Source organism: Nocardia amamiensis NBRC 102102 (assembly GCF_001612745.1).
Taxonomy (GTDB): Bacteria; Actinomycetota; Actinomycetes; order Mycobacteriales; family Mycobacteriaceae; genus Nocardia; species Nocardia amamiensis.
This window is the reverse complement of the sequence record NZ_BDBA01000111.1, coordinates 1-9,153: the sequence shown is the minus strand read 5'-3', so window position 1 is coordinate 9,153 and position 9,153 is coordinate 1. Positions and strand designations below refer to the sequence as shown.

The window sequence follows — 9,153 nt, the reverse complement described above, 5'->3', positions numbered from 1 at the left end:
GGCTGCAAGCAGGCGCCGCGCTGCCGCCGCTGCTACTCGACGACGAGGAGGCGGTGGCGATCACGCTCGGCCTGCGCGGGGCCGCCCAAGGCGCGGTCGCGGGTATCGAGGAATCGGCCGCCCGCGCGCTGGTGAAATTGCAGCAGGTGCTGCCGTCGCGGTTACGGCGCCGGGTCGACGCGATCGACACCGCCACCGTGTCGCTCGCCGGTCCCGCCGCAGGTCCGGTGATCGACCCCGAGATCCTCGTCGTCCTGGCCGCCGCCGCGCGCGACGGCGAACGCATCCGCTTCCGCTACCGGGACAAAGCCGAGGCCGAAACCAGCCGCCTCGCCGAGCCGCACAGCCTGGTCTCCGCGGGCCGCCGCTGGTATCTCGTGGCTTGGGACGTGGACCGCGCCGACTGGCGGACCTTCCGCGTAGACCGTGTGACCTCCCCGCATCCCACCGGAATACGATGTGCGCCAAGAGAACTCCCCACCGAGAACGCGGCGGGCTTCGTCACCAGCCAGCTGGCCCGCTCCCGTCCGGCCCGCCACGTGGTCCTGCGCGTCCACGCCTCCGCCGACACGCTCGCCGAATCCTTCCGGGTTCGTCCCGAGGAGATCGAGGCCGTGGACGTGCGGACCTGCCTTGTGCGCACATCAGCCGACTCCCTGGAATGGACCGCCCTGCGCATCGCGCACCTGGACCTCGAGTTCGAGGTCATCGAACCTCCGGAAATGAATGACCTGCTCGCCGCGCTCGGCGCCAAATTGCTTCGCGCGGCTGGAGATCCTCTCCCGGTGCGTAGTGCAACCGATGCGGCCGATCAAGGGTGATGTAGCACCGGCCGATGCCGCAGCAGTCATCGGAACTCAGGTCGGGGGCAACTCCTCTGCCCCCGGAACAGGACGAAGCCCCCTGGCCTCGATGTGCCGGAGGCCCAGAGGGCTTCGTGTCAGGTTCGGACAGTCAGGGCTGATCGAACGCTCCGCCGACTACGCCAGCGGTGAAGGCATCCCACTCGCTCGGAGTGAACACCAGGACGGCATCGGACGCATTCTTGCTATCGCGGACGCCGACCATGCCTTCGCTCAGGTGCGCGACCTCCACGCACTCCTTGTTGCCCCCACTTCGGCTGCTCTTGAACCAGCGCGCCCCGGATAGATCGATCATTTCATCCGCTCCTTCATCGCCGTCAGCACCAAGTCTCTCGATGCTGCTTCGGGCAACGCTACCTGCGCCAGGCTCTGGGCTACGTCCGCGTACCGAGCTACTTCGATGTCGCGCTCCAGGTAGAGATCCCCAGCGAAGCCTTCGATATAGACAACCGGCGGCTCGATCAGCTTCGACGTCGGCAGCGGCGGGAACTCGCACATGACGAAGGGCGACCGAGTGATGAGCGCAACCGGGATCCGGGCATCGAACCGCACGATCCGTACCGAGACATTCGGCATTTCGGACACCTCGAGGATATGCCGGAGTTGGTCCGTGCTGACTGCCGGGCCACTCACCACGTAGCGCACGACGGCTTCGGTGAGGATCGTTTCGAACTGGAAGTTGTTGTTGGTCAGCAGATCCTGTCGCCTCATCACCAAGTCCAGAATGTGCTCTACCTCTTCCGGCGGCATGTCCGGAAACTCGGCCCACACCAGCGCACGACGGTACTCGCGGGTCTGCAACAGTCCTGGGACGAACATTGTCTGCCACGAGAAGATACGGCGCGCGGCCTGTTCCAGAGCAAGGTAGTGATCGAACGCCTTGGGGATCACATCTGCATGGGCACGCCACAAGCTACCGTCCGACTTCTGGGTTTGCCGGATCTCCTGAGCCAGGTCCAGTAGGAGCCTGCGCTCGTCATCGTCGACCTTGAAGGCGTTGGCCAGGGCGTTGATTCCCAGATCCGTGACCCTGGTGACCCTGCCGTCCTCCATACGGCCGTACGACTGCGGTGACGTCTCCACGATGCGCGCGGCAGCGGCCTGCGACATGTTGTTGCGCTCCCTGAGCCCTCGTATCCGGCGGCCCAAAGCCCTTCTGGGCAGAGTAGATCCAGCGGCCATATCGTTCCCTTTGCTAATCGGATGCGTAAAATATGGAATGCTCCACGGCGGAATAACGCTAATTCCCCCGTCGATCTCCCACGATAATGCCGCGAATCCCGTTGCGCGCCAAATTTACTGAAGAAGAGCTCATGGCCAGCTTCAATGGCCTATTGGGAACCTCGCCTGGAAGTTTGGAGAGTCGAAACGTGCCCAGTTCGCGACAGCCGCATGCGATCGGCAATCCACTCTGCCTATGTAAACGCAGGGCGTGGACGGGCCGATTACTTCCTCTTGGCCACCATCAACGAACGAGTGCGGCACAGCCGTTGTCGAATGTGGCGCCGTCGAAGCGAGCTTGCAGAAAGGCCTGCGCGGACGGCGGGAACAGAATCCCGGCTACGAGGTGGTCGGCGCCCGGATATTCCATGTAGCTGGCGGCGACGTTGCGACGGCAGTAGTCGGCGGCCAGTTCGCGGGTGTCCGCGGCCACTATTACGCCGTCGCCGGTGCCGTCGGCATTACCGGCGCCGAGGAGCACCGGCGCCTTCGGGGTGCCCGCGCTACCCATTCGTCCGGCTTCGATCATCGATGCGAACGCTGGGACCGAGCGGTAATCCTGATACTGCGGTTGCAGAAGCTGCTCGATCCGCATCCCGGGGTATTTCGGTCCGTCGGGCGCGCACTTGTCCGCGACTTCGGCGAACACGTGCTTGCCGTAGTCGGACAGGTAGGGATCCATATCGATGCCGAATCCCCGTGCCATGCCGGTCATCAGATACGGCAGCAGCGTCGCCCATTGCTGTGTGCCGTTGATGTATTCGACGGTGCTGACCAGGTCGACTGGAGCGCCACCGGCCGCGGCGCCCACGATATCGAGTTCGGGCGCATAGTTCGGCGCCAGTTCCGCGGCGAATACGGTTGGGATCGAACCGCCCGAGAAACCGGACATGCCAACCGGGGTCGCCGACGGAGCTCCGAGGGCTGTCAATGCGGCACGCACACCGTCCAGCGTGGCGTACCCCGATTTGAGTCCGGCGCCATAGGCTCGCTCAGCGCCCTCGTAATCGCTTGTGACAACGGTGAATCCGGCTGCGAGGTAGGCCGCGATTATCGGCGTGTCCATGAATGAGCCCGGCCCGCCGCCGCGCAGCGTGTAGGACGGATCGCAGCGTGCGCCGAGCGCGTCGTAGGCGGTCTGATACGAAATCAGCCGAACCGCGCCCGAGGAACCGGGTGGGCGGATCACTGTGGCAACCGTTGCGGCGGGCTCGCCGAGCTGGCCGGTTGTCCGATACAGCACCTGCGTCGCCGTCACAGGCAGTTGCACTTTCGTTGGGGCGAGTGTCACGGTCCGCGTCCGCAGCACCGTGCCTGGCGCGACATCGGCCAGCGGACCCTCGGCCTGGTAAAACGGGTCATCCGTCGGCAGTAGCAGCGCGGCTTCGGCTTGTCCATCGGGTGGATCCACGAGCGAAAATATCGGTAGCACAACAAGTGTCGACAGCAGCGCCAGGATGCGCCGCAGGCGCCAATGCCGCATCGGACCGCGCGGGAGACTCGTCATCGGACATCTCACTTTCCGTTTGTCCCCGACTGATTCCGTATCCGGTCCGAGGCTAACGATCGCGCACGGTGCTGTCGTGACCATGTTTCCAGTGGCGTTGGGGCCCGGGCTCCATGGGCCAGAACAACATTCATCGGAACTCAGGTCGAACGCAGCTCCTCGGGCGGCGGCTCGGGAGCAGCCGTCCTCCGGCGCAATCGGGTGCGGAATCCCACCACTGCCACAAAGCTGATGACGGCTGATCCGAGCAACCACTCGCGGGCGGACGCATCCGCTAGCGCAACGGTGGCCGCGAAGGCGTGGAGTGCAGCACGCTGGCCGGCAGAATCGTCGTGCCGTCGGGGCTCGGGCCGGGATCCAGCACCGCTGGGACCGTCCGCTTGTCTGTCTTGGCAGCGGTATGGAACTCTACGACCAGGAGGCCAATACCTCGTCTGGTCCCCACATCAGGTCCACCCCAGTGGAATTCATGTCCGGTGTGGTTCCGGCTCGGCTGACGACAACCAATCCGGTGGTGCCGGGCTCGTAGCCCGGTACTTGGACCGCAGCCTTCTTGAGAGTAGCCAGGTCGTGGTCGTCGAACGGACCGGCCAGCCACTTGACCGAGCCCACGAAGTCCAACCGGTTGGCGACCGGTCCGCGATCTGCCCCGACCAGGTCGACCTCGGGATCGAACTGCCGGTTCCACCAGCCGCCAACGGTTTCGACGTCCGGCCATGCCAGTCGTCCGGCGACGGCCGCGAGTTCGAGTGCCTCACGGATCAGCGGCTCGACCGCGCGGCCGCGCCATGTCGGCCAGCGGCGTTCCACGAGCCGGAACGCTGCTTCGGGCCGCCCGCGGCGGGACTGTTCCTGCGCGGCGCGTAGCACGGCCAGGTAGAGCCGGAGGTTGCTATCGGCGACCCGGTACAGCGCGGGTTTGCCCGGGCGCGTGGACAACGGCTCGTCCACTGCGAGGACCCGCTTGTCCGCGCTCAGTCGACGCAGGATCGGGGAGAGGCTGCCGGAGGCGAGCGGTCCTGCCCGGCCGCCGGCGGTGGCCGCGATATTGGCGTGCGTGCGGTCGCCGCCCCCAACGGCCTCGAGTACGCGCCGCGATTGGTCGGGGGCTGGAAACTCCTCCAGCAGAGCCGATTCCGGCACGCTGAATACGGGAGCGGCGGGGTCAGCGCACTCGCGCCGGAGGAATTCCATCGGCGCCATACCGCGCGGCCAGCTACGCAGAATCCCGGGCAGTCCGCCCATGATCAGGTGAGCGTCCAGGGCATCAGCCGCGTCGAGCCCGGTGGCGGCTGCGATTTCGGCCGGGTTGAGTGGTCCCAGCGGGAGGTTGTCCGCTCGTCCGAAGAAGGGGCGGTCGTACGCCGTTAGCCGTTCCATCATGTGCAGGTCGCTGCCGAGCAACAGCAGCAGCACCGGCCGCCGCGACAGCAGCCGATCCCACCCGGTCTGCAGCGCGCCATCGAAGAGCGTGTCCTGTTCAGCCAACCACGGCAACTCGTCGATCACCACGACGGCGGGTGTATCGGGCAGTGTGGCTGCCAGCACCCGGAAGGCGTCCACCCAGGTCGCCGCCTGCTCGGGCACCACCGCGGGATCGGTCAGCAGCGACGATTCCCGCAGCTCGAGCATGAAAGAGGCCAGGGCCTCGACCGGTGAGGCGCCCTTGGTGGCCGCGAAGTAGAGATACGGCGCTCCAGCGCGATCGCAGAACTCCTGCACGAGTCGCGACTTGCCGACCTGTCGACGTCCGCGGATCGCGACCGCGATACCAGCACCCGACTCCCGCACGCGGCGCAATCGCGTGCCGAGGACCGTGAGCTCGGTTTCCCGCCCGACGAAGTCGGTCATCGACCCTCCTGCCGCATGTAAGTGCAATCTATGTAGATCATATCTACGTAGATTGAATCTACATAGGGTGTGCGCCGCAGCGCTCGGCCACGCCACCGCCGCGGCGATCCGGGGTGATCGGGATGCGATGGCCATCTTGCGCTCGTCTCGCGCGGTCAGGCGGTTGGCCGCAAAGGTGACACCGCCAGTGCTCCCGCCCGCCCAACTGCCCCGCAGCTCAGGGACATCGCTATTCGCCCCTGCTGGCGACCTGTGTTGGCTGCGGGCACCTTTGGGCGGCTGATCCGTTGCTGCGGCTGTCGTCAAAGCCGGTACACGGGCGTGTGTGTGTTGCTATCGTCTCGCCATGTCGGACACGCTGGGCGCTCGGGTGGATGAGCAGAAGCGTCCGCCTGTCGTTGAGTTCGACGACGAGGAGCGGCCCGCGCGGGTGTTGAGCGGGTGGGCGGAGCGATTGGTCGCCGCTGCCACGTTCGCTGTCGCGATTCTCGCGTTGTGGCAGGTGTTCCGGCCGTTGGCGCAGGGCAGCCAGTACTACTTGGTGATCTTCCTGGCGGGCACGTTGCCCACGGTATTTCTCGCCTACGGGTCGGGTCTTCGCTTCCTGGATCGGCGCAACCGTCCGGGCGTCGTGGACTGGTTGCTGGCGGTGGTGGCGCTGGCGGTCTGCCTGTATCCGGTGGTCCCGGTGACGATCGGTTCGGGCGGTGGTGGATACGACGCGTTCCTCGATCGGCAAGGACTGCTGGATCCGGTCGACGTCGCGGTGGGCACGATGTTGCTGGTGCTCGTCCTGGAAGCATGCCGGCGGACGACGGGTTGGGTGCTGCCTGCGGTGTGCCTGGTCTTCCTCGCCTACGGGTATTACGGAGGGCTGCTGCCGCAGGACTGGAGCATCGCGCACGCCGGTCTGGACTTCGGCCAGATCATCGACGCTCTGTTCAATTCCGGAAGCGGCTTCTACGGGACCCCGCTCGATGTCGCGGCCACCTACATCGTGCTGTTCACCCTGTACGGCGCGGTGCTCGAATTCTCCGGTGCGGCGCAGTTCTTCGTGGATCTGTCGGTCGCGGCGTTCCGGCGGTCGCGCGGTGCGGCCGGACGTACCGCCGTGGCCTCGGGTTTCCTGCTCGGCACGGTATCCGGCTCCGGGACCGCCACCGCCGTCAGCGTGGGCGCGGTGACCTGGCCGATCCTGCGGCGCGCGGGCTATCCGCCCGAACAGGCGGGCGGCATGCTGGCCGCGGCCGGTGTCGGCGCGATCCTGTCGCCGCCCACGCTGGGGGTCGCGGCGTTCATCGTCGCGGAATACCTCGAGGTCTCCTATGTCACCGTGCTCGGCTGGGCGCTGATCCCGACCCTCCTCTACTACCTGGGCATCATTCTCGCCGTCGAGATCGATGCGCGCAGGCTGGGCACCGAACCGGTCGAGATCGGCGGCGCCTCGGCGGGGCGGCTCCTGCTGCGGTTCGGCTATCACTTCCTGTCGCTGATCGCGATCGTCGTGCTGCTGCTCATCGGGGTGAGCGCGACGCGAGCGGTGGTCTACGCGACCGCGCTGGCGTTCGTCCTGGCCTTCTTCGACGCACGGACCAGAGCCGCGGCCCGGTCGCCGCGCCTGGTGTTCGCCATGGTCGGCAGCGGCGTTCGGTCGGCGCTGCCGGTGGTCGCCGTGTGCGCGGCCGCGGGCGTCATCACCGCGATGACCACCAAGACCGGTCTCGGCGCGCAACTCGCAGCGTTGCTGGTGCGCGCAGCGAAGGCATTGTCGGACAACCACACCGTTGTGCTGGCGTGCACCGTCGCGCTCGCCGCCGTCGCGCTCGCGCTGCTCGGGCTCGCGGTGCCGGTCACCGCGTCGTTCATCATCGGCTGGGCGATCATCGGTCCGGCGCTGCTGGCCCTCGACGTGCCCGCGCCCGCGGCCGCGATGTTCGTCTTCTACTACTCGGTGCTTTCGGAGGTGACGCCGCCGACCGCACTCGCGGCGGTGGGCGCCGCCGCGATCACCGGAGCCCGCACCGTGCCCACCATGTGGCAGGCCCTGAAGTACGCGCTGCCCGCCTTCCTGGTGCCGATCGTGTTCGTCCTCACCGGACCGGGCGAATACCTGCTCGGGCGAGGGCCGATCCTCGGCATCCTCTGGACCACCGTGGTCGCGTGCGTCGGTGTTGCCGCACTGGCGGCGGCGACCGGCGGCTGGTTCCCCGGCATCGGACCCGCGCCTGTCGCGGCCCGCGCGCTGGCCGCCCTCGGCGGGTTGACGTTGCTCTACTTGGCGCCTGCGGCGCTGATCGTCGGGGCGTGCGCCCTGCTGGCGGCCGCCGGGATCACTCTGCTGTCGCGAAGGAGAACGACATGAGAAGAGCCGCACTGGTATTCGCCGTCATCACGATCGCGGCGGCACTGCTCGCGGGCTGCGGCGGCCGCAGGGACGCTCCGCAGACCGACTCGGGCGCGGCGGTCACCTGCGCGCTCGAGCGAGAAACCCGGGTCGGCATCGCGACCGGCAACGCCACCGGGGTCTACTTCGCGCTCGGCAACGCCTACGCCGACCAGATCGCCCAGGCCACCGACGGCAAGGTGAAGGCGACCGCCGCCGAGACCGGGGCATCGGTGCAGAACATCCAGCAGGTCGTCGCGGGCAGCTATCAGGTGGCGTTCTCCTTGGCCGACAGCGCCGCCGACGCCGTGCTCGGCACGGGAAGCTTCGACGGCAAGAAGCAGCCGGTGCAGGCGCTCGCCCGGCTGTATCCGAACTACACCCAGGTGGTCGTGCGCCGGGACGCGGGCATCAACTCGGTGGCCGACCTGCGTGGCAAGCGGGTCTCCACGGGCTCGCCGAAGTCGGGCACCGAGGTGATCGCGCAGCGGATACTGCAAGCCGCCGGTCTCGACCCCGATCGCGACATCTCCGCTCAGCGGCTGGATCTCACCAAGACCGTGGACGGCATGAAGGACGGGTCGATCGACGCCATGTTCTTCTCCGGCGGCCTGCCCACGCCGGGAATCACTGATCTGTTCACCGTGGCGGGGGACCGCGTGCGATTCCTGGACGTCACCGACCAGCTGAGCAGCCTGCGCAAGATCAATCCCGTCTACGAAGAGGGAACCATTCCCGCCGCCGCGTACGGCCTGCCCGCCGAGGTGAAGACCATCGTCGTCCCGAACGTCCTGCTCGTCCGGGACGACTTGGACGCCGATCTCGCCTGCGTGCTGACCAGGACCCTGTTCGACCGCAAAACCCAACTGGAACAGGCCAACTCGGCCGCGAAAGGAATCAGCAGGGAAACCGCGAGCGATACCGCTCCGGTACCGCTGCACCGCGGCGCCGCCCACGCCCTCGCCGGCTGAGCAATTGCCGCGAGCCCTCCGGAACGATCTTGTGGTGGCTTGGATCACATTCGTGTCATCCGGCTCGCGATTCCGCCGATCGCGCGTCTCTGACCTGCGAAATTTTGCGCTGCGCAGGCGATTTGACGAAGTGAAAGCCGGCGCGTAACTTATTCCAGGTCAGAGCGACACGGACACCGACCCGGAGCCGAGAAGCGAGGCGGAAACGCCGAGCGGAGGGACTGGGAAACGAGGTAGGACGAGGAGCGCCTGACGATCACACTAGCTCGATCGGGACTCCGATTTTGATCGGTTGAACGGCTGGGCTAAGCTGGATCAGTTGCCTCACTGAAATTCCGGTGAAATCCGGAGTGAATG

7 protein-coding genes are annotated in these 9,153 nt (G+C 66.9%); 3 read left to right on the top strand and 4 right to left on the bottom strand.

Features of this window, described 5'->3' with window-relative positions; all coding sequences use genetic code 11:
* Positions 1-821, top strand: an 821-nt coding sequence (locus NA4_RS20725) for a helix-turn-helix transcriptional regulator (protein WP_067472301.1), incomplete at its 5' end; no start/stop codon positions are given.
* A 133-nt stretch (positions 822-954) separates the two neighbouring features.
* Here NA4_RS20725 and NA4_RS20720 read toward each other — a convergent pair.
* The 4 genes from NA4_RS20720 to NA4_RS20705 form a co-directional block, all read right to left on the bottom strand.
* A complete protein-coding gene (locus NA4_RS20720; RefSeq protein ID WP_067472298.1) occupies positions 955-1,158 on the bottom strand; it encodes a DUF397 domain-containing protein in 204 nt (67 codons plus the stop codon).
* Positions 1,155-2,045, bottom strand: a complete 891-nt coding sequence (locus NA4_RS20715; RefSeq protein WP_084497289.1) for a helix-turn-helix domain-containing protein — start codon at positions 2,043-2,045, stop codon at positions 1,155-1,157. Before NA4_RS20715 ends, NA4_RS20720 begins: the two co-directional genes overlap by 4 nt.
* A gap of 283 nt (positions 2,046-2,328) precedes the next feature.
* Complete coding sequence (locus NA4_RS20710) at positions 2,329-3,591, bottom strand: lipase family protein (protein ID WP_169811080.1); 1,263 nt, start codon at positions 3,589-3,591, stop codon at positions 2,329-2,331.
* Between the two features lie 408 nt (positions 3,592-3,999).
* Positions 4,000-5,442, bottom strand: a complete 1,443-nt coding sequence (locus NA4_RS20705; RefSeq protein ID WP_067472292.1) for an ATP-binding protein — start codon at positions 5,440-5,442, stop codon at positions 4,000-4,002.
* Between the two features lie 346 nt (positions 5,443-5,788).
* Here NA4_RS20705 and NA4_RS20700 point away from each other — a divergent pair, with 346 nt between their 5' ends.
* Together NA4_RS20700 and NA4_RS20695 are read left to right on the top strand one after the other, a co-directional pair.
* On the top strand, positions 5,789-7,804 hold the full coding sequence (locus tag NA4_RS20700) for a TRAP transporter permease (protein ID WP_067472289.1): 2,016 nt from the start codon (positions 5,789-5,791) through the stop codon (positions 7,802-7,804).
* A complete protein-coding gene (locus NA4_RS20695; protein ID WP_067472286.1) occupies positions 7,801-8,796 on the top strand; it encodes a TAXI family TRAP transporter solute-binding subunit in 996 nt (331 codons plus the stop codon). The genes NA4_RS20700 and NA4_RS20695 overlap by 4 nt, the downstream gene beginning before the upstream one ends.
* Positions 8,797-9,153: the final 357 nt, after the last annotated feature.